The sequence below is a fragment of the Caballeronia sp. LjRoot34 genome (assembly GCF_964253815.1).
Classification (GTDB): domain Bacteria; phylum Pseudomonadota; class Gammaproteobacteria; order Burkholderiales; family Burkholderiaceae; genus Caballeronia.
On sequence record NZ_CAXUSB020000002.1, the window covers coordinates 222001 to 245496 of the forward strand.

General features: G+C 60.1%; 19 protein-coding genes and 1 tRNA gene. 13 read left to right on the forward strand and 7 right to left on the reverse strand.

All coding sequences use genetic code 11. The features are described from left to right. The first annotated feature begins 51 nt into the window (after nt 1-51). From ACSQ36_RS20390 to ACSQ36_RS20415, 6 genes are all read left to right on the forward strand, one after another. The gene (locus ACSQ36_RS20390) at nt 52-498 is read left to right on the forward strand and encodes a GatB/YqeY domain-containing protein (RefSeq protein WP_436183353.1); all 447 of its coding nucleotides are present in this window, start codon (nt 52-54) and stop codon (nt 496-498) included. 84 nt (nt 499-582) lie between these two features. Further along, nucleotides 583-2472 carry a DNA primase gene (gene dnaG / locus ACSQ36_RS20395; RefSeq protein ID WP_436183354.1) on the forward strand — a complete coding sequence of 630 codons (1890 nt, stop codon included), beginning with the start codon at nt 583-585 and terminating at the stop codon, nt 2470-2472. 501 nt (nt 2473-2973) lie between these two features. Then, nucleotides 2974-5193: an RNA polymerase sigma factor RpoD gene (gene rpoD, locus ACSQ36_RS20400; protein WP_436184901.1), complete on the forward strand. Its 2220-nt coding sequence runs from the start codon at nt 2974-2976 to the stop codon at nt 5191-5193. 183 nt (nt 5194-5376) lie between these two features. Beyond that, nucleotides 5377-5453, forward strand: a tRNA-Ile gene (locus ACSQ36_RS20405). 604 nt (nt 5454-6057) lie between these two features. After that, nucleotides 6058-6342, forward strand: a complete 285-nt coding sequence (locus ACSQ36_RS20410; RefSeq protein WP_213768150.1) for a type II toxin-antitoxin system Phd/YefM family antitoxin — start codon at nt 6058-6060, stop codon at nt 6340-6342. Further along, nucleotides 6339-6758, forward strand: a complete 420-nt coding sequence (locus ACSQ36_RS20415) for a PIN domain-containing protein (RefSeq protein ID WP_436183355.1) — start codon at nt 6339-6341, stop codon at nt 6756-6758. Before ACSQ36_RS20410 ends, ACSQ36_RS20415 begins: the two co-directional genes overlap by 4 nt. Nucleotides 6759-7509: 751 nt before the next feature. On the opposite strand, the gene ACSQ36_RS20420 is transcribed toward ACSQ36_RS20415, so the two are convergent. The 6 genes from ACSQ36_RS20420 to ACSQ36_RS20445 are packed head-to-tail and all read right to left on the reverse strand — an operon-like array spanning nt 7510 to nt 12788. Continuing rightward, nucleotides 7510-8484: a Gfo/Idh/MocA family protein gene (locus ACSQ36_RS20420; protein WP_436183356.1), complete on the reverse strand. Its 975-nt coding sequence runs from the start codon at nt 8482-8484 to the stop codon at nt 7510-7512. A gap of 17 nt (nt 8485-8501) precedes the next feature. Then, nucleotides 8502-9353: a sugar phosphate isomerase/epimerase family protein gene (locus ACSQ36_RS20425; protein ID WP_436183357.1), complete on the reverse strand. Its 852-nt coding sequence runs from the start codon at nt 9351-9353 to the stop codon at nt 8502-8504. After that, a complete protein-coding gene (locus ACSQ36_RS20430; protein WP_436183358.1) occupies nt 9268-9687 on the reverse strand; it encodes a Dabb family protein in 420 nt (139 codons plus the stop codon). The genes ACSQ36_RS20425 and ACSQ36_RS20430 overlap by 86 nt, the downstream gene beginning before the upstream one ends. A 2-nt stretch (nt 9688-9689) precedes the next feature. After that, nucleotides 9690-10859, reverse strand: a complete 1170-nt coding sequence (locus tag ACSQ36_RS20435; RefSeq protein WP_436183359.1) for a dihydrodipicolinate synthase family protein — start codon at nt 10857-10859, stop codon at nt 9690-9692. 7 nt (nt 10860-10866) lie between these two features. Beyond that, the gene (locus tag ACSQ36_RS20440) at nt 10867-11646 is read right to left on the reverse strand and encodes a 3-ketoacyl-ACP reductase (RefSeq protein WP_436183360.1); all 780 of its coding nucleotides are present in this window, start codon (nt 11644-11646) and stop codon (nt 10867-10869) included. Further along, complete coding sequence (locus ACSQ36_RS20445; RefSeq protein WP_436183361.1) at nt 11643-12788, reverse strand: acyl-CoA dehydrogenase family protein; 1146 nt, start codon at nt 12786-12788, stop codon at nt 11643-11645. Before ACSQ36_RS20445 ends, ACSQ36_RS20440 begins: the two co-directional genes overlap by 4 nt. 211 nt (nt 12789-12999) lie before the next feature. Here ACSQ36_RS20445 and ACSQ36_RS20450 point away from each other — a divergent pair, with 211 nt between their 5' ends. Further along, the gene (locus tag ACSQ36_RS20450) at nt 13000-14514 is read left to right on the forward strand and encodes an acyl CoA:acetate/3-ketoacid CoA transferase (protein WP_436184902.1); all 1515 of its coding nucleotides are present in this window, start codon (nt 13000-13002) and stop codon (nt 14512-14514) included. 37 nt (nt 14515-14551) lie between these two features. On the opposite strand, the gene ACSQ36_RS20455 is transcribed toward ACSQ36_RS20450, so the two are convergent. Continuing rightward, nucleotides 14552-15238: a TetR/AcrR family transcriptional regulator gene (locus ACSQ36_RS20455; RefSeq protein WP_436183362.1), complete on the reverse strand. Its 687-nt coding sequence runs from the start codon at nt 15236-15238 to the stop codon at nt 14552-14554. A 200-nt stretch (nt 15239-15438) separates the two neighbouring features. Between ACSQ36_RS20455 and ACSQ36_RS20460 the strand changes: the two genes are divergently transcribed. The 6 genes from ACSQ36_RS20460 to ACSQ36_RS20485 all read left to right on the forward strand — a co-directional run bounded on the left by ACSQ36_RS20460 (nt 15439) and on the right by ACSQ36_RS20485 (nt 23451). Beyond that, entirely contained in the window at nt 15439-16956 is a 1518-nt protein-coding gene (locus ACSQ36_RS20460) for an aldehyde dehydrogenase family protein (RefSeq protein WP_436183363.1), read from the forward strand. An 83-nt stretch (nt 16957-17039) separates the two neighbouring features. Further along, nucleotides 17040-18707 (forward strand): GMC family oxidoreductase, encoded by a 1668-nt coding sequence (locus tag ACSQ36_RS20465; protein WP_436183364.1) that lies wholly within the window; start codon nt 17040-17042, stop codon nt 18705-18707. 111 nt (nt 18708-18818) lie between these two features. Then, complete coding sequence (locus tag ACSQ36_RS20470) at nt 18819-19898, forward strand: sugar ABC transporter substrate-binding protein (RefSeq protein WP_436183365.1); 1080 nt, start codon at nt 18819-18821, stop codon at nt 19896-19898. After that, nucleotides 19895-20926, forward strand: coding sequence for an ABC transporter permease (locus ACSQ36_RS20475; protein ID WP_436183366.1), 1032 nt, complete (start codon nt 19895-19897; stop codon nt 20924-20926). The genes ACSQ36_RS20470 and ACSQ36_RS20475 overlap by 4 nt, the downstream gene beginning before the upstream one ends. A gap of 58 nt (nt 20927-20984) precedes the next feature. Beyond that, nucleotides 20985-22484: a sugar ABC transporter ATP-binding protein gene (locus ACSQ36_RS20480; protein ID WP_436183367.1), complete on the forward strand. Its 1500-nt coding sequence runs from the start codon at nt 20985-20987 to the stop codon at nt 22482-22484. 16 nt (nt 22485-22500) lie between these two features. Beyond that, the gene (locus ACSQ36_RS20485) at nt 22501-23451 is read left to right on the forward strand and encodes an ABC transporter permease (protein ID WP_436183368.1); all 951 of its coding nucleotides are present in this window, start codon (nt 22501-22503) and stop codon (nt 23449-23451) included. Nucleotides 23452-23496 lie beyond the last annotated feature (45 nt).

A 23496-nucleotide genomic window follows, 5' to 3' on the forward strand; every position in this document is an offset into this window, starting at 1 on the left:
ACGGCTGACGTCCGCATTCTCTCAACACAGCACCAGCAGAGTTCCCAAGCGATGAGCCTCAAAGACCAGATCACCGACGACATGAAAACCGCGATGCGCGCCCGCGAAACCGATCGCCTCGGCACCATCCGGCTGCTGCTCGCGGCAATCAAGCAGCGCGAAGTCGACGAGCGCGTGACGCTGGACGACGCAGCCATCACGGCGGTCATCGACAAAATGATCAAGCAGCGCAAGGACTCGATCAGCCAGTTCCAGACGGCCGGCCGCGACGACCTCGTGGCGAAGGAGCAAGCCGAGCTGGTCGTTCTGGCAGCCTACATGCCTGAGCAGATGTCCAATGAAGCCATCGACGCCGAGATTCAGGTGGCTGTGGCGGCAACCGGCGCCGCCGGACCACAGGACATGGGCAAGGTGATGGGCGTGCTGAAACCGAAGCTGGCGGGCCGTGCAGATATGACCGCGGTGTCTGGGCTGGTCAAAGCGGCGCTTGCCAAATAAGCTTGCGAAATAAACCTGCAAGATGAGTTTGCCAAATAAGCCTGCTTAAGTACTTAAGAAAGTCTGATCCAGAAAACTCACTAAGTGATTCCGCATTCGTTTCTTCAGGACTTGCTGAACCGCGTCGATATCGTCGACGTGGTGGGCAAGTTCGTCCAGTTGAAGAAGGGCGGCGCGAACTTCATGGGCCTGTGCCCGTTTCATAACGAGAAGAGCCCGTCGTTCACCGTCAGCCCGACGAAGCAGTTCTATCACTGCTTTGGCTGCGGCGCGCACGGCACGGCGATCAGCTTTCTCATGGAGCACACCGGGCTTACGTTCCCCGAAGCAGTCAAGGAACTCGCCCAGTCCTGCGGCCTGACCGTGCCGCAGGAACCGTCGATGCGCGGTGGAGTTGGCGGCGTGTCGGGCGGCGAAGGCTACGCTCCCGCGCCGAGCAAAGCCGTCAGCGTTGCGTTGACCGAAGTCATGCAGACCGCCTGCGAGTTCTATCGCAAGCAGTTACGCGGCGCGCCCAACGCTATCGAATATTTGAAAAAGCGTGGCCTGACGGGCGAAATCGCATTGCGCTTCGGGCTCGGGTACGCGCCGGACGGCTGGCAGAGCCTGGAAGCGGCATTCCCCGATTACAAGAACGACAATCTGGTGGAAGCGGGTCTGGTGATCGTCAGCGAGAAAAGCGACAACCAGGGCCAGTCTCGCCGATACGACCGCTTTCGCGAACGCGTCATGTTCCCTATCCGGAACGTGAAGGGCAATGTGATCGGCTTTGGCGGGCGCGTGCTCGACGGCGGCGAGCCGAAGTACCTGAATTCGCCCGAAACGCCGCTGTTCAGCAAAGGCAGCGAGTTGTACGGCCTTTTCGAAGCGCGGCTGGCCATTCGTGAACTCGGATACGCGCTGGTCGTCGAAGGGTATATGGACGTTGTTGCGCTGGCGCAATTGGGTTTTGCGAACGCGGTTGCTACGCTAGGTACGGCTTGCACGCCGGTTCACGTACAGAAATTGTTTCGTCAGACAGATACCGTCGTGTTCAGTTTCGATGGTGACTCTGCTGGCCGCCGCGCCGCGCGCCGTGCGCTGGATGCCTGCCTGCCGCATGCCGCCGACAACCGCACGATCCGCTTCCTGTTCCTGCCGAAGGAACACGACCCGGACAGTTACGTGCGTGAATTCGGCACTGACGGTTTCGGCGAGCAGGTCGACCGCGCGATGCCGCTGTCGCAATTCCTGTTGAACGAAGTCCTTAACGACAAGGAACTCGACCAGCCGGAAGGCCGCGCCAAGGCGCTTTTCGACGCCAAGCCGCTGCTTCAGGCGTTACCGGCGAACGCGTTGCGCGTGCAGATCCTGCACATGCTGGCCGATCGGCTGAATACACCGTTTGGTGAAATCGCGGCATTGTGTGACATCGACTCGCGAGCTGCCGCCGTTGCCCGCGCGGCGCTGCCGAAGAGCGAGCGTCGTCGCGTAAAGGGCCATGAGCAGCGTGCATTGCGTAATCTGGTGATGTACCCGGCCATTTACGCCACGCTCGATCACGAAAGCGAGCAGACGCTGATCACCATGACCGAGCACGGCGAGTTGTTCAGCGAGGTGATCGGGCATGCGCGGGAACTGGGAGAAACGGCGGAATTCCAGATGCTGTCGGATCTGTTGCGCAATGCCGCAAATGCCCCGACTTACGAGGATATCTTCCAGGAAATTCTCGCCTATGATGAAAATGTACGGGATCTGTTGATGCGCGATCCGGCCGACGAAGGCGCCAACGAACGCGTACAGGAGCAGAAAAAGCTGCTCGCGGAAGAGTTGCATGCAACGGTTGTCAAGCTGCGTCACGACAGCTATAGGAATCGGCTGGATCAACTGGCGCAGCAATCGAGCTTGACTGCGGAAGAAATTGCCGAATTCTCGGATTTATCGGCTAAAGCTGCTCAAATTAAGGCCTTGCGCGGGGTGAGTCGGGACATTTAAGACCTACATGCTACAATTAAAGATTTTCAGCAAGTTGTTTTTTGACTTTTTGTGCTCATTTGCGAAAGAGGTGAGGCACGCATGGTTAAGACTGCTAGCGGGAAGAAAACGACGGTACGCGGCTCAAGCGAGTCGAAACGGGCAGTGGCCCATAGCCGGTCAGTTCCTTCCCCCGGAGTGTCGAAGGCCCGAGCGATCGCCATTCCCTCTCCTCCATCGGGTGCAAGCAAAAGAAACCCGGTTGCGTCGGCAGTGAGTAACGGGTCTAAAGGCCCTAACGGGTCTAAAGGGTCGGCCAGAACGGCGGAAGTCGTGAGGCCGGTGGGCAAGAAGACGCCGGGTCAGTCGAAGGAGCAGGTTGGCCTGATAGCGGGCGAGGCTGGCAGGAGTGGCAAGGCCGGAACTCCGGCCGGCAAGCAAGCGAGTGCAACGGAAGCGGCTGCTAATGCGGGCCGGAAACGCAACACGAAGCAGGGGTCGAAGCTGGCTCGCGTGCGCGTCGTGAAGCGGGGGCCGGCGCAGGACTCGGGGCGACGCACTGCCAAGGGGTCGCAGGACAAGGCAGCGCGCGCATATTCTGTATCTACGGTTCCATCGGCTGTCGTCCAGCAGCCGCGAGTCGAGACTAAAGCCGGTACGGCGAACTCCATGACGAAAAAGCTGAACGAAGTACCCGTCGATGACGACGCAACGCAAAACGTGCAGGCCGACCCGGCCGTGGCCCCCGCTGCGGATGCTGTAGCCGCGCCTCCGGCCAAGGTCGAAAAGGTCAAGGCGCGCGACCGGCGTGCGAAGGAAAAAGCGCTGTTGAAGGACGCGTTCGCCTCGAGCGCGCCCGGTACGGTTGAAGAGCTCGAAGAGCGGCGTGCGAAGCTGCGCGCGCTGATCAAGCTCGGCAAGGAACGCGGCTTCCTGACCTACGCTGAAATCAACGATCACCTGCCCGATAACTTCACGGAAACGGAAGCTATCGAAGGGATCATCAGCACGTTCAACGACATGGGCGTGGCGGTCTACGAGCAAGCGCCCGACGCTGAAACGCTGCTCCTCAACGACAACGCCCCGGCGGCTTCATCGGACGATGAAGTTGAAGAAGAAGCCGAAGTCGCGCTTTCCACTGTCGACTCCGAATTCGGCCGCACGACCGACCCCGTCCGCATGTACATGCGTGAAATGGGTACCGTCGAACTGCTGACGCGCGAAGGCGAAATCGAGATCGCGAAGCGGATTGAAGACGGCCTCAAGCACATGGTCATGGCCATTTCTGCTTGCCCGACGACTATCGCTGACATTCTGGCCATGGCTGAGCGCGTGCAGAACGAAGAAACGCGCGTGGACGAACTGGTCGACGGCCTGATCGACCCGAACGCCGCCGACGCCGACGGTTTCTCCGAGCAGGAAGCGGAAGCTATCGAAAGCGAAGAGGAAGAAGAGGAAGAGGCGAGCGAGGACGAGGAAGAAGTCGACGAAACCACGGCTCAGGCCAACGCCAACGCAGCGCAGCTGGAAGCGCTCAAGCGTGCGTCGCTCGAGAAGTTCTCGCTGATCAGCGAGTGGTTCGACAAGATGCGCCGCGCGTATGAGAAGGAAGGTTATAAGTCGAAGGCTTATTTGAAGGCGCAAGAAGCCATTCAGAGCGAGCTGATGACCATCCGTTTTACCGCGCGGACTGTCGAGCGTCTGTGCGACACGTTGCGTGCGCAAGTGGATGAAGTCCGTCAGGTGGAACGCCAGATCCTGCATACCGTTGTCGATAAATGCGGTATGCCGCGTGCCGAATTCATCGCGCGCTTTCCGGGCAGCGAAACGGATCTCGAGTGGTCGGAGAAGGTCGTTGCCGAGAATCATGGCTATAGCGTGATTCTTGCGCGTAACGTTCCGGCGATTCGCGAACAGCAGCAACGTTTGCTCGACTTGCAGGCGCGTGTTGTGCTGCCGTTGAAGGACCTGAAGGAAACCAACCGCCAGATGGCGGCCGGCGAACTGAAGGCGCGTCAGGCGAAACGTGAAATGACGGAAGCGAACTTGCGTCTTGTGATTTCGATTGCCAAGAAGTACACAAACCGCGGCCTGCAATTTCTGGATCTGATCCAGGAAGGCAACATTGGTTTGATGAAGGCGGTGGACAAGTTCGAATATCGTCGTGGTTATAAGTTCTCGACGTACGCCACGTGGTGGATTCGTCAGGCCATCACGCGTTCGATCGCCGACCAGGCGCGCACCATCCGGATTCCGGTTCACATGATCGAAACGATCAACAAGATGAACCGTATTTCGCGGCAGATCCTGCAGGAAACGGGGCTTGAGCCGGATCCGGCAACGCTTGCTGAAAAGATGGAAATGCCGGAAGACAAGATCCGCAAGATCATGAAGATCGCGAAGGAACCGATCTCCATGGAAACGCCGATCGGTGACGACGATGATTCGCATCTTGGCGACTTTATCGAAGATACGAATACGGTGGCGCCGGCCGACGCCGCGCTGCATGCCAGCATGCGCGACGTGGTGAAGGACGTGCTCGATTCGCTGACGCCACGCGAGGCGAAGGTGTTGCGGATGCGTTTCGGTATTGAGATGAGCACGGACCACACGCTCGAGGAAGTGGGCAAGCAGTTCGATGTGACGCGTGAGCGGATTCGCCAGATCGAGGCGAAGGCGCTGCGCAAGCTTCGTCACCCGAGCCGTTCGGACAAGCTGAAGTCGTTCCTGGAAGGGAATTGATGTCTGGTTGATGAGTCAAGCGCGGCGGGCCGAATGGTCCGCCGCGCTTGTTTTATAGGCCGTTTCAAGGCAAACTCGCAGACCTTCGCGAGTGCAGTCGGATAGAATTCGCTGCGTGCCGGAAGCGTCGCTCGACGTCTTCCTTGAGCGCGTCTACTCGCGGCAGGGCGTTTTCCTGCAAAAGGGCCGGAAGCTTAATTGGTATAAGCTGTCGACTCATAATCGACCGATAGTGGGTTCGAATCCCACCCGGCCCACCAGAATTTTCCGAGTTCACAGTCATTTGCGCGCGCTGCGTCCCCTTGGGGACCGGCTGGGGACAATCACAGTCCAGCAGTGTCCTGAAAACCCGCGTGCAGCGGAGTTTTGCTTTTCAGGACTAGGGCTTCGTGGGGATAACTTCCGATCGTCCGGAATCGATACCCCAGGCTCATTGTCGATTCTGCCCCACCAAAGAGTCCCGCAGCCGGCGCCGCTTAGACCTTCCGCAAGCAACTGGAAGGACCATGGGCGAGCACCTTATTTCGGCCCACTGTGAATTCCCCTATCCGGCAAAGTGAATCCCAATATTTGACGGCTGGCTGTGGAGCGTGCCCGAACCAGTCCGTCTGTTAAACGTTCAACAGGTCTTTCACGGTAGGCTGATTCGCGGATCGCTAGCGGTGTCAGAGCGTCTCTTTTCGGCAATAACCAGTCCTCGCTTTCGAAACGCGAATATCTGAGACGATCGCCCTGCCTACGTCCAGGCCAGCTTGTCGGCTGGGCGCGAGCGCCCGCACCGACCGGCCTTGCATCCAGGGCACGCTCAGCGTAAAATGTGTACACACAGATTCACAATCAGGCGCCATTCGTGGAGGCGAGATCATGGAAACAATCAAGGTTGGTATCCGGGAATTCCGGGCGGATCTGGCAGAGTATATTGCCGCGAGCACGCCGGTGGCTGTCACACGTCACGGGCAGACGGTAGGCTACTTCATTCCGGCACAAGGTCAGAACGAAGGGGATATTGCAGCTCTGAAAAAAGCAGGCAGGACGTTGGATCGGCTTCTTGCAGAGCAGGGCGTTGACGTTGAAGCAATCGTGTCCGATTTCAAGGCAGCTCGCAGGCCCGCCGGCGACCGCAAAAAGGCGCACGCGAAAACTGCATGAGTAACAAGGCGATCGTTCTAGATGCAAATATTTTGATTCGCGCTGTCCTCGGCAAGCGAGTGCGCGAACTTATAGTCGAACACGCTGTTGCAGTCAGATTTTTCGCCCCTGATGTTGCTTATGCTGACGCCAGAAAGTATCTACCCCCACTGCTGAAGAAGCGTGGTATTCCGAGTGAAGCTGCCATGCAGGTACTCGACGATCTGGTTTCAGTCGTTCAGGTCATTGATGCCGACATTTATCTCGACATGAAGCAGAAGGCCCTGCAGCGCATTGAGCGAAGAGACGCCGATGACTGGCCTGTTCTTGCGTGTGCGATGATAATTGGATGCCCTATTTGGACGGAAGATGCTGATTTTTTCGGCACTGGCGTAGCAACCTGGACGACGGACCGCGTCGCGCTGTACTTCGAGTAGTTGAAGCGTTGTCACTCGCGACCATAAACACATACTTCCTTTCGGCCGGGTCGGAGTCGTTCAAAGGCCGACCGACATAGCAGGAAGGTAGGGTGTGTAGGTGAGCGGTGGACATCCAGTCCGAGCCAATGGAAGTCGGGCGAGAGAACGACGATCTGACGCGGCGGCCGTGGTGCACAGCTAGACCGCTCCGGGTTCACAACGGCTGTTTAGTCCGGCCGGGGCTTTCCGTGAGGGTACCCTTCCATGAGTCGGCATTGCAAGAGCGAGCGTATCTAGCGGCGGATGGTCAAACCCCTAGCCGACAAGCTTGCCGGTCGCGAGGGGCACTCAAGGAGCATCAGCAGGGTAGCCCGTCGAGTTCAGCAATCACCTGATTGCGAAGCTTCCTGGACATCATCCATGTAGCGTGAAAGTCTTTTCGATTCGTCCAGCCAGGGCCTGTTCGATGGCTGCAAAATGATCCGTGCGCGCGGTCAGGACGAGAACCTTGCGCCCACGCGAGAATGCATCCGCTCGCGCCTGCGATCACTACTGTCCGCTGCATATCGGCAGCGACCTGGTGGACACGTCCTGAATGCCGGCCTCGGCTGGTAAATGGATGTTGCCCGGGTGCGGTCTCCGCGAGACGCCGTATGTCGGATTGGACCGCACTGTATGAAGTTGATTGGATGCTGGCCGTCCCGCTGAATTAATGTTGCCATTAGTCCCAGCACTCTCCGCAAGTTGCCAACGTCCCGGCCAACCTGAGTCAGACCTTGTCCGTGTGCGCAAGAACCTGATCGACGACCCGTTGATTGGCTAGCGAACTCTCGAGTGAAAATTTAATGGAAGGGCGCTCGCCACGCACCGCCGCGGCGAAGTCTTCGACCATTGTCTGATATTGATCGACTGCGCCGAAGTCGGTGACATCAATGCTTCCCGCCGTGTCCGAACGATGCAAAACCCTGGCTGCGCCATAAACGCCCGGATTGAACGGTGCTTCAACACTGAGCCAGCCTTGGGTGCCGTGAAAAATCATGTGCTGGCGTCGAGCCAACTGTGTCCCACAGTAGAAATGCAGGACGAAACCCGGGAACACGAGGTTGCATACGGCGAGCTTGTCAGTGCCATAGCGCGGATCAATGGTCACATCAGCGGTCACTCGCAGCGGTTCGAGGCCTGTTGCAAGCCGCGTTGTCACGATTGGATAAACGCCGATGTCGCGCACGCCGCCACCGCCTAGCGCAAGATTATTCTTTAGCGCGTTCGGATCGTCGTTGAAGTAGGTGAACGATCCCTCTACAAGCGTAAGTTTTCCAATCGCGTCATTCGCGATGCAATCACGCACGTAGGTCCATTGCGGATGATGCGCGACCATGAACGCCTCGCCACAGATCAGGCCGGTTTCGTCGCACAGGGCGATGAGCGTCTCGACCTGCGAAGCGCTCATTGCGATCGGCTTTTCGCACAGCACATGTTTTCCCGCTAGCAAAGCCTTCTTGCACCATTCGAAATGGCTCGCCGTAGGGAGTGGAATATAGACTGCGTCCACATCGGCGTTATCGATAATCTCTTCGTACGTCGAGCACGCGTGTGCTATCTCGTGCTGCCGCGCGAATACACGCGCACGTTCAATATCGCGGCTGGCAATCGATATCACGCGCCCATTGCTCGATCGTTGAATTGCCGGCACGACGAAATTGCCCGCAATCCTTGCTGCGCCCAATACACCCCAACGAATCATGCGTGTCTCCCGATGTTTCAGCATACGGTCTGCAAACGTTGCGCGCAGATCGCCAGCACTTCGTCCGGATCCCGTTGCCACCAGTTGTGTCGGGAAAATATCTCGACTTCAATGAGGCCGTTATAACCGGTGTCTTCGACGCATCCCCTGATGCCGCGAAGATCTACCACGCCGTCGCCCATCATGCCGCGATCGAGCAACAGGTCGCTCGTGTCACGCAGCCAGTCGCATACATGATGCGCATAGATGCGCCCAGCGCGTCCAGCTGCCTGGATGGATGCTTCCAGATGCGGGTCCCACCAGCAGTGGTAGATGTCGATTGCAACACCAAGAAAGCCCGAGCGTTCCGGGTCTACGTCATCGCAGACCTGCAGGGCTTGCTCTATCGTGCTGAGCACGGAACGGTCGGCGGCGTACATCGGATGCAGCGGTTCCAGAGCAAGCGGCACGCCGGAATCGCGCGCGGCGCCAAGCAATTCTGCTATCCCTTCGCTCACCTGTTCGCGCGCTCCCGCGAGATCCCGGCTGCCTTCGGGCAAACCACCGACCACCATCACGAAACAACGCGCACCGAGTTCGGCGGCATCGAGTAACGCAGCCTTGTTCGATTCGATGTTCGCCGCGAATTGCGCTCGGGTGGCCGCCGGGAGATAAGTCGAGCGACAGTATCCGGTGACCGTGAGACCCAGCGACCTGATTTGCCGCGCGATGTCGCGGACATTCGTGTCTTCAACCTCGCGGCGCCAGGGCGCGATCCCGCCGAAGCCGGCTTTCGCAATGCGATCAATCGTACTGCTGAGTGGTTCTCGATGCCCGAGGGTCGCGGTGTTGATCGAGCACAGATCGAGTCTTCCTTGCAGGGTTCTCATAAATTTCCAGATCGATATCGAAGACTATCAGCCCTTGCACACCGCCATCGAGTGCTTCGATAAGACGCTCCCCGATCGCACGGTGCGTGGGATGTGCGAGATATGAAAAGCACGCGTTGCGGCTCGCAAAGTCCATCATGAAACCATCGGCGAAACCCATCGCATACCCTTCCGGCGAGACATTCGGGCCACCTTGAAAGTTGCTGAATTCGATGCCGGGCACTTCGGTGAGCCGCCGTATCTGCTCGAAGAAAGCCGCCCGACGTTCGGGTGTCACGTCGCGGCTGAACTTGCACAACACCATGTGTCTGACAGGTTGCATCGATTGCGACATGGTCAGTCTCCGCAACCGAGCGACGTCATGGTCCTGCGTATCCGATTCAAAGCGTCCGCAGGATCGCGCAGCAGGCCGGCTTGATCGGCGAGCCGGAAGACATCGGCGAGATAGGCGGGCGGACGCATGCCGTGATGACCGCCCAGCATGAAGAAGTGATCCTGGAAGCCATTGAGGTAAGCGAGGAACACCACGCCCGTCTTGTAGTATTGCGTGGGCGCACGGAAGATATGGCGCGAGAGCGGCACGGTCGGTGCGAGCAGGGCGTCAAAGCGCGCCCGATCGCCGGTGGCCAGCGCCGCGAGTGCTTGCGATGCCGCAGGCGCAATGGCATCGAAGATGCCGAGCAGCGCATGGGAGAAATGCGCGTCATCTCCGGCAATCAACGCTGGATAGTTGAAGTCATCGCCGGTGTACATCTTGACCTGTTGCGGCAGGCGTCGCCGGAACGCGATCTCCTTGTGATCGTCGAGCAACGAGATCTTGATGCCGTCCACTTTCTCCACGTTCTCGCCAATGATGTCGAGGCACACATCGGCCGCTTCTTCGAACGTGGACACGCCCCAGTAACCCGCGAGTTCCGGATCGAACATGTCGCCGAGCCAGTGCAGGATGACGGGCTGGTCGCACATCGCCAGCACCTCGCGATATACACGCCGATAATCCCGTGGCGACTTTGCCACGCGTGCGAGCGCGCGGCTTGCCATGAGGATCACGCGGCCGCCGAGACGCTGCACCGCTTCAAGTTGGTCGGCATACGCGCGGATCACGTCGTCGCAATTTGTGACCGTGTGCAACGTCACGTGATCAGTTCCGCAACCGGAGGCGATCAGCGCATCTGGAATGTCGCGCGTTTCCGCAAGCGTGCGCGTGATGAGTTCAAGCGCGCTGCTCCATGGCAGCCCCATGCCGCGCTGCGCGGTGTCCATTGCCTCGGCAATGCCCAGCCCCTGATTCAACAGGTAACGCCGATAGTCGATGGTACGTGCCCAATCGATCACAGGCGGCGCATTCAACTCACCCGCACGCAAAGGGTCGGCCACGACATGAGCGGCCGAATAAGCGATTCGGTTGAACGGACGCGCGGGCTTGACGATGGAAAGCGGCACGCCCTCCAGGCGATAAGGTTCCATCGTGCCGAGCGCCGTGGGAAGTCTGAGTGTCGAGTTCATGTGCGTATCAGTATTTGTTGACGAGCAGGCCGCCATCGACGCGGATCGCCTGTCCAACGCTATACGGCAAGCCGCCGGTGACGAGTGTCCTGACGGTCGTGGCCACTTCCTGAGGCGTGCCCCAGCGCTTGATGGCCGTCAGCCCTTGTTCCATTTGTGCGTCGTAGCGCGCTCGGGAAGGCGCGGTCATTTCGGTTTCGATCAAGCCCGGCTGGACTTCATACACGCTGATGCCATGCTCAGCGAGCCGCAATGAGAAGAGCGTGCTTGCCATCGACAGCCCCGCCTTCGATACGCAATATTCCGCGCGCAGCGGCGAGGCCGCGACGGCGTTAGACGAAGTGATCGTGACGATGCTTGGATGCGGCGCCACGCTCGGACGACCACGCGCAATGACGTGCCTGGCGAACGTCTGCGTCAGGAAGAACGTGCCGCGCGTATTCACGCCCATGCAACGGTCGAAGCTCTCCGGGCTCACATCGAGCAGATCGCCGCGTGACATCACCGAGACGCCCGCGTTGTTCACGAGGCAATCGATCTGACCACCGAGGCGTTCTTCGATCTCGATCAATGTGGCTTGATGCGTATTGATATCGGCGAGATCGGACGCTACCGCGATAGCGCGAACGCCGGTTTGCTCGACCTCGGCCACCGCGTGATCGAGTTCATCCGACGCAGCCATATCGGTGAGCGCCACATCGAATCCCGCGCGGCCGAGTTCGATCGCAATCGCCCGGCCGATGCCACGCCGGCTTCCTGTCACGAGTGCAATGGGGCGGGCGCTCACAGTTGCGCTCCATTGGCGATGAGATCGCGGGCAATGATCGTGCGCTGGATCTGATTCGTGCCTTCATAGATCTGCGTGATCTTCGCGTCACGATAAAGCCGCTCCACTTCATAGCCGCGAATGTAGCCGCTGCCGCCAAAGATCTGCACCGCGTTGGCGCTGTGCTTGACCGCTGTATCGCCGGCGAAGCACTTGGCCATCGAGCAGGCGATACTTGCCCGGTCGCCCGATTCGAGTCGCGCCGCCGCGTCGTGCACTAGCAGACGTGCCGCCTGAATGTCCTTCGCCATGTCTGCGAGCATCCATTGAATGCCCTGGAACTCTGCGATCCTGCTGCCGAATTGCTTGCGTGTCTGCGCGTAGTCGAGCGCGGCCTCGAGTCCCGCCTGCGCAATGCCCACAGCAAGCGCCGCGATACCTACGCGGCCTTTGTCGAGCACGCTCATCATGATGTGAAAGCCGCGTCCTTCAGCACCGAGCAGGGCATCGCGGGAAAGCTTCACGCGATCGAAATGCAGCTCACCGACTTGCGACGCGCGCTGGCCCATCTTGTGTTCCTTCGGTCCCTTCGATACGCCGGGCAGATGGCAATCGACCACGAAGATGCTCATGCCGCGCTTGCCCGCCGCGGGATCGGTGCGAGCGAGCACGAATGCAAGATCGGCAACCGGCGCGTTGTGAATCCACAGCTTCGCGCCGTTCAGTTCCCAGCCGTCGGCCGTACGCGTCGCGGTGGTGCGAATGCCTGATACGTCGGTGCCGGCATCGGACTCGGTGATGCAGTACGCCGGCCGCAACGCCGCGCTCAACAGCGGCTGCATGTACCGGGCGCGCTGGGCGTCGGTGCCATGCACGCTAAGCAAGGTGCCGACGAGTTCGAGCAGGCCGCATTGATCGGCGACGGATGCGTAACCTCGCGACAATTCTTCCATCACGATCGCATACGCGGTCACATCCAGCCCTGCGCCGCCGAACGCTTCGGGCACCGTGATGCCGAACAGTCCGAGCTCCCCCATCTGCCGGTAAATCTCCGCTGGAAAGCGTTCGTCGCGGTCCAGTTCCTCAACGATCGGACGAATCATCTCTTGCGCAAATCGCCGCGTGGCGTCGCGGATCTGCTCGTGCGTTTCTGAAAGTTTCATGCTGTGTCCCTCTGTTTTGTGGGATCTGCAAAGTGCCGGATCACGCCTCTGCAGGTAAACCCGAGCGCGATGCGACAAGCCTTGAATTACCCGGATCGATGTGCCAACATTGGCAACAAGTAACCATCTGGTTCGTTATTTAAGACCAACGAAGTACCGCTGTCAACGAGCTTTTAGGTCGATCTGAGTGGAGGGTGTGTTGAATAAGTGGATGGATTGCGCAGAGGCGGTCGAGGCAATTTTCGACGGTGCGACGATCGCGCTGGCAGGGTCGGGCGGTGGTTTGCTCGAGCCGGACGCCGTGCTTGAAAAGCTCGAACAGCGCTTTCTCAAGACCGGTCACCCGCGCGACCTGACGGTGGTTCATGCACTGGGTATCGGCGACGGTAAAGGCAGTGGCCTCGGCCGTTTTGCGCATGCGGGCATGGTCAAGCGGGTGATCGGCGGGCACTGGAGCTGGTCGCCGGCCATGCAGCAAATGGCGAAGGACGATGCGTTCGAGGCGTACAGTTTTCCTGCCGGCGCGATCTCCACGTTATTGCGCGAGATTGGCGCGGGTCGTCCCGGGCTGATTACGCATGTGGGGTTGCGCACCTTCGTCGATCCACGCATCGATGGCGGCAAGATCAACGCACGCGCGACCGAAGATCTGGTGGAGTTGATCGAACTCGACGGGCGCGAGTATCTTCGCTACAAGCCCTTCAAGGTGGACTTCGCGATTGTGCGCGGGTCGTCGGCAGATGCGAGCGGCAACGTCACGTTGCGTCGCGAACCGGCGGATCTCGATACCTACGCCGCCGCGCTCGCTGCACACAACAGCGGTGGCCACGTCATCGTGCAGGTGAAGGAGCGTGCGCGCGATGGTTATGTGCCGGCCCGGCTCGTACGCATTCCGGGCATTCTCGTGGACACACTGGTGGAGGTTCCAACCCAGGTGCAGTGCGTTGTGTCGGACTACGATCCGGCGTTGAGCGGCGAGGTGCTGAGCCCGATCGATGACGGGTTTTATGAAGTGCCGACGGGCATCCGTCACATCATCGCTGCGCGCGCGGCGGACGAACTACACGAAGGGCAGTCTGCGAACTTCGGCTTTGGCATTCCCGGCGGCATCCCCGGAATTCTTGCAACGCAAGGACGTCTGGGCACATTCTGGGGGTCGGTCGAACAAGGCATCCACAACGGCGCAATGCTCGACGGTCCCATGTTCGGCACGGCGCGCAACGCCGAAGCCATCCTGTCGAGCGTCGATCAGTTCGACTTCTATAGCGGTGGCGGCGTGGATATCACGTTCCTCGGCATGGGTGAGATGGACGGCGAGGGAAACATCAACGTGTCGAAACTTGGCGCGACGGTGGTGGGTCCGGGTGGTTTCATCGACATCACTCAGGGCGCGCGAAAGATCGTGTTTTGCGGTAGTTTCGAAGCGAAGGGGCTGCAGGTCGAACGTGTGGGAGATGGAGTGAACATCGTCAAGCCGGGAAGCGTTGGCAAGCTGGTCGAACGCGTTCAGCACATTACGTTCAGCGGCGCGCAAGCGCGCATTGCCGGGCAAGAGGTCTTGTACGTGACGGAGCGCGCGGTTTTTCGACTGGAGCCGGAAGGCGTGAGGCTGATTGAAGTAGCGCGAGGCGTGGATCTGGAGCGTGATGTACTGGCGAGAATGGCGTTTCGTCCGCTGGTGGACGACGCGCTTTTGCAGCAGAGCAAGCGCGAGACGGTCGCGTAGAAAACGTGCACGGGGCTTGCCCCGTGCAGCGCGGGCATCAAGGACGCAGCAGTCGAAGCACCGTCTCGACGTTGAAGTCGAGCCTGTTCTTCAAGGCTTCCTTGCTCATGAAGTCGATGTCGAAGATCACGCCGCTGGTGTAGCGGTTAGTGAGGTAGTAGTAGCCGATAGCGGCCATGGTGATATGCAGTTGACGTGCATCGACACCTGGGCGAAAGGTCTTGTCCGCCACGCCGCGATCGAGGATGCGTTGCAGCATGGAGATGAAGCCTTGATGCAGTTCTTTGAAACGTTCGGACTTCTTCACATGGCGCGCTTTATGAAGGTTTTCGCTGTTCACGAGCGTCATGAACTCGGGGTTCTTCAGATAGTAGTTCCAGGTGTGCGTGGAGAGCGCGACGATAGCGTCTTCGGGGGAAAGATGATCGAGGTTGAGTTTCAGTTCGGCAGACCGGATATCGGCATAAGCGTCTTCGAGCACGACCTGGAACAACTCTTCCTTGCTGCCGAAGTAATGGTAAATCATGCGCTTGTTGGCTTTCGCGCGCGTCGCAATAGCCTCTACCCGAGCGCCGGCCAGGCCGAGTTTCGCGAACTCCTTCTTGGCCGCTTCGAGAATGCGTGCGCGGGTTACTTCAGGGTCGCGTTGTCGCGGAGGCTGCTGCGTGCCGGTCGCCGTGGCGGGTTTCGCAGTACGGCTTCTTGGCGTGGTCGCAAGGGTCATGGTGTCGATCTGGATGAGGGGAATGGGCGCGGGTGGTCGCCGCGTCGTTTGAGCGACTATAGACCAAAAAGGCATTGCGATAAAGTAACCGGATGGTGCAGAATGAGCCGCAAAATAGCCCGGGGCGAATGCGCCGATGGGCACGCCGAATGATGCCGCGCTGCCAGCGTGCAGCGTGGAGCAATAAACTGGAGATATCGATGAGCAATCCGAGCAATCTGAGCGAACTCGCATCGCAACTGCGTCTGCCGGCCGAGCCGGTCCGCACGCCGATGTACATCGACGGGAAGGATTATTCCCGCGCCGGCAGCGAGTTTGTCACGCGCAAGAGCCCGGGACATGGCGTGCCGGTGACGGTCACGAGCCGTGCATCGGTGGACGACCTGAACGTTGCGGTAGCCGCTGCTCGCCGCGCATTCGACGACGGCCGCTGGTCGCGTTTATCGGGCGAACAACGCGCCACGGTGCTGCTGAAAACGGCCGTGTTAATCCGTGACAACGTCGAGGTGCTCGCGTATCTGGAAACGCTGGAGAGCGGCAAACCCATTGGGCAGTCGCGGGGCGAAGTGAACGCCGCTGCCGGTATCTGGGAATATGCTGCGGGCCTTGCACGGGTGGCGCATGGCGACTCGCACGACACGCTCGGCGCCGATATGTTCGGACTCGTCGTGCGTCAGCCCGTTGGTGTGGTGGGCATTGTCACGCCGTGGAATTTTCCGTTCTTCATTCTTTCTGAACGTCTTCCGTTCGTGCTCGCGGCCGGTTGCACCGCCGTCATCAAGCCGTCGGAACTGACTTCGACCACCACGCTCAAACTCGCTGCATTGCTCACCGAGGCGGGTCTTCCGGACGGCGTGGTTAATGTAGTGACGGGCTTCGGTTCGGTCGTGGGGCAGGCACTGGCAGAACACATGGACGTCGACATGATCTCGTTCACCGGTTCGACACCCGTCGGCCGCTCGGTGCTCGTTGCAGCGGGTGGCAACATGAAGAAGGTCGGACTTGAACTCGGTGGCAAGAATCCGCAGATCGTGTTCGCGGACGCCGATCTCGACGATGCCGCCGACGCCATCGCGTTCGGTATCTGTTTCAACGCGGGTCAGTGCTGCGTGTCAGGCAGCCGTCTAGTCGTGCATCGCTCGGTTGAGCAGGAGTTAGTCGAGCGTGTGAAGGCGGTGATCGAAAAAGTGCGCGTGGGTGATCCGCTCGATGCCACAAATCATGTGGGCGCGATTGTCGAAGCACGTCAGTTCGACAAGATTCTCGGCTTCATCGAAGCGGGCAAGCGCGACGGTGCGCAGCTCGTTTGCGGTGGCACGGCCACGAGCGAAGGCGAGCGCTTTTTCATCCAGCCGACGGTGTTTCGTAACGTCGATGCCCATAGCGAACTGGCGCAAGAGGAAATCTTCGGTCCCGTGCTTTCCGTCACGTCTTTTGACACCGCGGAGCAGGCGATGCAAATCGCCAACAGCGTGCCGTACGGACTTGCCGCGAGTATCTGGACGCGTGATCTGCAGGGTGCGATTCGCAGCGTGCGCGACGTGCAGGCCGGGCGCATCTGGGTGAACTGCACGATCACCGGCGGCCCGGAATTGCCTATTGGCGGCGTGAAGCAATCGGGTATTGGCCGTGAGACCGGGCGCTACGGAATAGAAGAGTACACCGAACTAAAGTCGGTTCACATCCAGCTCGGTAACCGGCCGCGCTGGATCGCCTGACCGGAATCGCGTGATCCCAAAGCGGCCGGCAAGAGCCGCGTGAACTGGATGCGTTGGCGTGAAGAACAGTATTGGAGACAGCAATGTACGACTATGTGATCGTGGGTGGTGGTGCGGCGGGCTGCGTAATGGCCGCGCGGCTGAGCGAGGATGCGGGCAACCGGGTACTGTTGCTCGAAGCCGGTCCCGCCGATACCGACCCGTACATCCACATGCCCGCCGGTTTCGCCAAGATGACGGGGGGGCCGCTGACCTGGGGTTATCGCACGGCGGCTACCGCCGAAACCCAGCGCCGGGAAATCCCGTTTGCGCAAGGCCGTGTGCTCGGCGGCGGCGGCTCGATCAACGCAATGGTGTACACCCGCGGCCAACCGTCCGATTACGACGGCTGGGAACGCGATGGTTGCGCCGGCTGGGGCTTTCGCGAGGGTGTGCTGCCCTATCTTCGACGCATGGAAGACAACGAGCGCCTTTGCAATGAGTATCACGGAGTTGGCGGCCCGCTTGGTGTGTCCGATCTCATCAGCGTCAACGAACTGACGCGCGCGTTTGTGCTGGCTGGACAGCAGGCCGGCATGCCGCACAACAGTGACTTCAACGGTGCGCAACAGGAAGGGGTGGGCGTCTATCAGGTCACGCAGCGCAACGGCAAGCGTTGCAGCGCGGTGGTGGGTTATCTGCGCGAAGCGCGCTCGCGCAGTAACCTGACGGTCAAGACCGATTGTCTCGTATCACGCGTAGTGATCGAAAACGGCCGCGCGGTCGGCGTGGAATATTCCACGCGCCATGACCGCTCGAATGTGACCCTTGCGCGCGCCGAGCGCGAGGTCATCGTAACGGCTGGTGCGATCGGCTCACCCAAACTCCTGATGCTCTCGGGTATCGGTCGCGCGGCGGATCTAGAACGCGCGGGCGTGAAGCCGCTGCATGCGCTCGACGGCGTCGGACAGAATTTGCAGGACCACTTCGATATCGACATTGTGTACGAGCTCAACGGCCCGTACAGCCTCGACAAGTACGCGAAGAAGCACATGATGCTGCTTGCGGGTATCGAGTACAAACTCTTCAACAAGGGTCCCGTTACCTCGAACATTGCGGAGGGCGGAGCCTTCTGGTACTCGGACCAGAACGTGCCGACGCCTGATCTGCAGTTTCATTTCTTGCCGGGCGCGGGCGTGGAAGCCGGTGTGCCGCCCGTTCCGTCCGGCTCCGGATGTACGTTGAATTCGTATTTTTTGCGCCCTCGCAGTCGCGGCAGCGTGACGCTGCACAGCACTGATCCTGCCGATGCGCCGATTATCGACCCCGCGTATATCCGCGACCCGTACGACCTCAAGGTGGCCGTGGAGGGTATCAGGCAGAGCCGCGAGATCATGAGCCAAAGTGCGTTGAGCAAGTACCTCAAAAGCGAACACTTTCCGGGCACATCGGTCCGTACGCAGGCCGAGTACGAAACCTATGCACAGCAATATGGCCGCACCGGCTATCACCCGGTCGGAACCTGCAAGATGGGTATTGACCCACTGTCGGTCGTCGATCCGCAGTTGCGCGTGCATGGCATTGAAGGGCTACGGGTAGCGGATTCGTCCGTGATGCCGCGCATCGTCAGCTCGAACACCAATGCGCCGACGTTGATGATTGCCGAGAAAGCTTCGGACTTCATCCGCGGCCGCGCCGCGAGTACCGAGCCTGCAAAAAAGCGTTTCGCAACAACGCAGGAGCACGCGGGCCGCGAGGCGACTGCGGTATAGAAGTAGCAGGAAAGCCCGGGTAAAACTGGGTTCTCCCGATATTTTATAAATATCTGGTTATTTATTTATAGCGGCTCGGACCAGCCGCTCATCTTCATACGGAGGAGACACATGTCAGCCAAAGACAATCACTCGGGCGTATCGCGCCGGGACTTCATCAAGCTGGGTGCAGGCGCCGCATTCGCGGTCGCCGGAAGCGCTCTCCCTGGTTTCTCGTCGGGTGCGGACCAGACCACGCTTGCGTGTTCGTTCCGCTCGCTGACCAACCCCTATTACACGTCGTTCAACAAGGGCGCTCAGAACTTCGCGAAGAGTGCCGGGCTGCCGTATGTGCCGCTCACGACCGAAGGCAGTTCGGAGAAAGGTATTGCGGACATTCGCGCGTTGCTTCAGAAAACGGGCGGCAACCTGGTGCTCAACGTGGACCCCAACGACTCGGCCGACGCGCGCGTGATCGTGGAAGCGTGCCAGAAGGCTGGCGCGTTCGTGACCACGATCTGGAACAAGCCGAAGGAGCTGCATCCCTGGGACGTGAACCCGAATTACGTGGCGCATCTTTCCTACGACGGCGTGGAGTACGGCGAAGCCACGGCGACCGAGCTATTCAAGTCGATGGGCGGCAAGGGCGGCATCGTCGCGCTCGGCGGTATCTTCAGCAATGTGCCGGCGATCGAGCGCAAAGCGGGTCTCGACGCGGCATTGAAGAAATTTCCGAACATCCAGTTGCTCGATTTTCAGGTAGCCGACTGGAATTCGCAAAAGGCGTTTCCGATCATGCAGGCGTGGATGACGCGATTCAATTCAAAGGTCAAGGGCGTGTGGGCGGCGAACGACGACATGGCGCTCGGGGCTATCGAAGCACTGCGCGCTGAAGGGCTCGCCGGCCAGATTCCGGTGACGGGCATGGACGGCACGTCACCGGGACTCTCGGCGATCAAGAGTGGCGAACTGGTCGCATCGGTCGATTGGGACCCGTACTGGCTCGGCGGCATTGGTCTTTCCATGGGACTGGAAGCGAAGCAAAAGAAAATCGACGTCGCTACGTTATCGAAGGACAAGCGCGAATCGTTTTGCAAGGCGACCTTTGTGACGAAGGCCAACGTGCAGGACGTGATCAAGCGCGCGGCCGATCCCACGGTTGACTGGAATACGCTCTATGCCCGCGTGGCGGGTCCTGTGGTGTACAGATGAACAAGCTAACCGCAGCGCCTTCCCGGCAGGCCGTGCATGGCACATCGCCCGGGAGCGGGGAGAAGACCGCACTGCACCTGCTGAGAACGCTGCTGCGGCGCTATTCGCCGTTGCTGGTGCTGCTCGCGCTGGGTGCCTGCATCGGCGCGGTCAATCACGATTTCTTCGACCCCATGAACTTCACCCGGATCGCGATCTCGGCCGCGATCCCGCTGACCATCGCGCTCGGCGGAACCTTCGTGATCCAGTTGGGGAGCATCGATTTGTCCGCGGAGGGGATCGTCGCGGTGGCGGCGATCGCTGTTTCGATGCTTGTCGAGAACTCGTACAACGACAATCACTTCGGCCTTTGGGTACTCGCCGTCGCGGTGGGGGCGGGTGTGTTGCTCGGACTTGCGAACGGCGTGCTGCATGTATTCTTGCGTATCCCTTCGTTCATCACCACGCTCGCGATCGGCTTCGTGGCGACGGGTATTGGCACTGCTGTTCTGTCGGGCAATACGATTCGTGTCAGCGATACCGCGCTGCGTTCGATCTCGATCACGCGCTACGCCGGTCTCCCGTTGTCGGTGTGGATTGCATTGCTCGCGCTGGCATTCGCGTGGTTCGTGCATCGCCATACGCTCCTCGGGCGCCACACGCTTGCGATTGGCGGAGGCGAGGATCTGGCGCGTCTGAACGGCGTGCGCGTAGCGCGCATCCGCATCGCGGTATTCGCGCTGGCGGGCGCGTTTTATGGCGTAGCGGGCATCCTCGCGGTCGCGCAGTACGGACAAGGACACGCAATGATCGCGGACGGCCAGTTGTTCGTCGCGATCACGGCGATTGTGGTCGGCGGTACTTCGCTCGCCGGTGGCAACGGCAGTCCGTTCAGTACGCTCATCGGCACGCTGGTGGTCGTGGTGCTCGCGAACGGAATGGTGTTGCTTGGCGTGCCCCCGTACGTGCAGCAGGGCATCCAGGGCGTGTTGATCATCGTGGCAGTGACGCTGGCGCTGAACCGCTCGCGCCGCAGGATCGTCAAGTAGGCGTCAAGCACGCATATCTGCAAGTCATGGCACGCAATAGCCAAGGAGCCACACTTCCATGCTCACACTCAAGAACATCACCAAACGCTTTCCGGGTGTCCTCGCGCTGGACGACGTATCCATTGAAGTCAGGCCGAACGAGATCGTCGGCCTGATCGGTGAGAACGGCGCGGGCAAGTCGACGTTGATGAAACTGCTGACCGGCTCATATCGTCAGGATACCGGCGAGATCACGCTTAACGGCAAGCCGCTTGCCATCAGGAACCCGCGCGATGCGACTTCCAAGGGCATCGCGATGGTGTACCAGGAACAATCGATCCTGCCGAACCTGACGGTTGCGGAGAACCTTTTTCTCGGCCGCGAGCAGGCTTTCGTGACGTTGGGGCGGATCAACTGGACGAAGCTCAAGCGTGCCGCAGTTGCCGAACTTGCGACCGTGCGTTTGGATATCGATCCGCTGACCTACTGCGAAGACCTCTCGTTCGGGCAGCGTCAGATGGTGGAACTTGCCAAGGCGCTGTCACTGGCGAGCCGTGCTGGCAGCATGCCGGTCATTCTTCTCGACGAACCGACTTCAGTACTCGAAGCCGCTGAAATCGAGATCCTTTTCCGGCTCGTGCGCGAGCTTAAGTCGAGGGCGTCGTTCGTGTTCGTATCGCATCGGCTGGATGAATTGCTGTCGCTTAGCGACCGGGTGTATGTGATGAAGGATGGCAAGGTGGTGTCGGAGATGGCGTCGGCCGATGCGTCCGTCGGACGATTGCACGAACTGATGGTCGGCCGCACGATGGACGGTCAGTACTATCGTGAAGCGTTGCAGAAACCTTGCAGCAATACCGTCGCGCTGTCGGTGCGAAATGCATCGCTCGGCTACGCGCTCAAGGACGTTTCATTCGAGGTTCACGCTGGTGAGGTGTTCGGCGTGGCGGGCGTGGTCGGGTCGGGGCGCGAGGAACTATGCCGCGTGCTGGCGGGGCTTGAAAGCCTGGACGCGGGCGAAGTGTGCGTGGGCACGACACGTCTCAAGCCGCAGGCGAACCATGCGGTCGCGCTAGGAATTGGCTACGTGCCGCGCGAGCGGAAGATTGAAGGACTGGTGACGGAGATGACGGTTGCCGAGAACCTGACCTTGCCACGTCTTGGGGCGGTGAGCAGGGCAGGTATCGTGAAAAAAAGCAGGGAGCGCGGATTCGCCAACGACTGGATCGCACGGCTGCACATCAAGACGCCCGGTCCCGATGCGTCTTGCCGCAACCTCTCGGGCGGCAATCAACAGAAGGTCGTGCTGGCGAAGTGGCGTTTTGCAGGCAGCCGGATCCTGGTGCTCGACCACCCCACACGCGGACTCGATGTTGGCGCAAAGGAAGAGGTCTATCAACTCATTCGCGAGTTGACGGCTGAGGGCGTGGCGGTGGTGCTGACCGGTGACACGCTTGAAGAAATCCTCGGTTTGAGTCATCGCGTGATGGTGATGCGCGACGGCCGTGCACAACGCATTCTTCCCTGCGAGGTCGGGCGCAAGCCGTCGCAGATCGAAGTCGTCGAACACATGGTCTGAGGCCGATATGTCATTGATGAACTCTTCTATTAAAGCGAAGCTTGGCGACAACGCGCCCTTCGTCGCGCTCGTCGCGCTGTATTTGCTGATCGAAATCGCGCAGCCCAGCTTTCTCGCGTTGCCCACGCAATTGGGTCTGCTCGCCGACAGCTCCACGCTCTTTATCATGGCGGCCGGTACGACGTTCGTGGTGCTGCTCGGCAGTATCGACTTGTCATTGCAGGCGGTGGCGTCGCTCTCCAGTGTGATTGTCGCCATGCTCCTGCCGCGCTATGGGCCGCTCGCCGCAGTGGTCGCCCTGGCAGCTTCATTCGGCATTGGATTGTTGAGCGGCGTGATCCAGACCGTGCTGCGGATTCCCTCGTTCATCGCGACGCTGGCGGTAGCGGGTATTGCTTCCGCTGCTGCGCTGACGTTGTCGGGAACGCGCTCGATCGCGATCAGCGACGAGACGCGTAACGCGTCGCTTGGCTGGACCACGGGTACGTCGTTCGGCGTTCCGCACGAGATCCTGCTGGCGATCGCGGTGTTCGCATTCTGCCTGTTCCTGCACCGGTCCACGGTGTTCGGGCGGCGTGTCAACGCCATTGGCGCGGGCGAACCGGCGGCGATTGCCTCCGGGGTGCGCGTGTCGGCGACCAAGTGCCTGGTCTTCGCGACCTCGTCATTCTTCGCCGGGCTGGCCGGTGTGATCATGGCAGGCCGCTTAGGCAGTGGATCGCCGACGCTTGCTGATCAGTTCCTTCTGCCGGCGATTGCCGCGGTGATCGTGGGCGGAACCGCATTGACGGGCGGGGCCGGCGGCATTGCGCGGACGCTTGTTGGCGCGTTGCTCGTGTCGGTAGCGCGGGTCGGGATGACGTTCGTTGGGGTTAGCGTGTTTGCACAGCAGATTGTGTTCGGCGTGATCCTGATCGTTGCCGTGACGGTGGCGTTCGATCGCTCGAAAGTGCTCGTCATCAAGTAAGCGACGGCGTTTTCGCGTGCGTAAAACCTTAGCCTCGATGGAGTT

Excerpts from the sequence above, each read along its gene's own strand:
- ACSQ36_RS20390 (WP_436183353.1), top strand. The coding sequence starts at position 52 with ATGAGCCTCAAAGACCAGATCACCGACGACATGAAAACCGCGATGCGC.
- ACSQ36_RS20410 (WP_213768150.1), top strand. The coding sequence starts at position 6,058 with ATGGAAACAATCAAGGTTGGTATCCGGGAATTCCGGGCGGATCTGGCA.
- ACSQ36_RS20415 (WP_436183355.1), top strand. The coding sequence starts at position 6,339 with ATGAGTAACAAGGCGATCGTTCTAGATGCAAATATTTTGATTCGCGCT.
- ACSQ36_RS20420 (WP_436183356.1), bottom strand. The coding sequence starts at position 8,484 with ATGATTCGTTGGGGTGTATTGGGCGCAGCAAGGATTGCGGGCAATTTC.
- ACSQ36_RS20425 (WP_436183357.1), bottom strand. The coding sequence starts at position 9,353 with ATGAGAACCCTGCAAGGAAGACTCGATCTGTGCTCGATCAACACCGCG.
- ACSQ36_RS20430 (WP_436183358.1), bottom strand. The coding sequence starts at position 9,687 with ATGTCGCAATCGATGCAACCTGTCAGACACATGGTGTTGTGCAAGTTC.
- ACSQ36_RS20435 (WP_436183359.1), bottom strand. The coding sequence starts at position 10,859 with ATGAACTCGACACTCAGACTTCCCACGGCGCTCGGCACGATGGAACCT.
- ACSQ36_RS20445 (WP_436183361.1), bottom strand. The coding sequence starts at position 12,788 with ATGAAACTTTCAGAAACGCACGAGCAGATCCGCGACGCCACGCGGCGA.
- ACSQ36_RS20450 (WP_436184902.1), top strand. The coding sequence starts at position 13,000 with ATGGATTGCGCAGAGGCGGTCGAGGCAATTTTCGACGGTGCGACGATC.
- ACSQ36_RS20455 (WP_436183362.1), bottom strand. The coding sequence starts at position 15,238 with ATGACCCTTGCGACCACGCCAAGAAGCCGTACTGCGAAACCCGCCACG.
- ACSQ36_RS20460 (WP_436183363.1), top strand. The coding sequence starts at position 15,439 with ATGAGCAATCCGAGCAATCTGAGCGAACTCGCATCGCAACTGCGTCTG.
- ACSQ36_RS20465 (WP_436183364.1), top strand. The coding sequence starts at position 17,040 with ATGTACGACTATGTGATCGTGGGTGGTGGTGCGGCGGGCTGCGTAATG.
- ACSQ36_RS20470 (WP_436183365.1), top strand. The coding sequence starts at position 18,819 with ATGTCAGCCAAAGACAATCACTCGGGCGTATCGCGCCGGGACTTCATC.
- ACSQ36_RS20475 (WP_436183366.1), top strand. The coding sequence starts at position 19,895 with ATGAACAAGCTAACCGCAGCGCCTTCCCGGCAGGCCGTGCATGGCACA.
- ACSQ36_RS20480 (WP_436183367.1), top strand. The coding sequence starts at position 20,985 with ATGCTCACACTCAAGAACATCACCAAACGCTTTCCGGGTGTCCTCGCG.
- ACSQ36_RS20485 (WP_436183368.1), top strand. The coding sequence starts at position 22,501 with ATGAACTCTTCTATTAAAGCGAAGCTTGGCGACAACGCGCCCTTCGTC.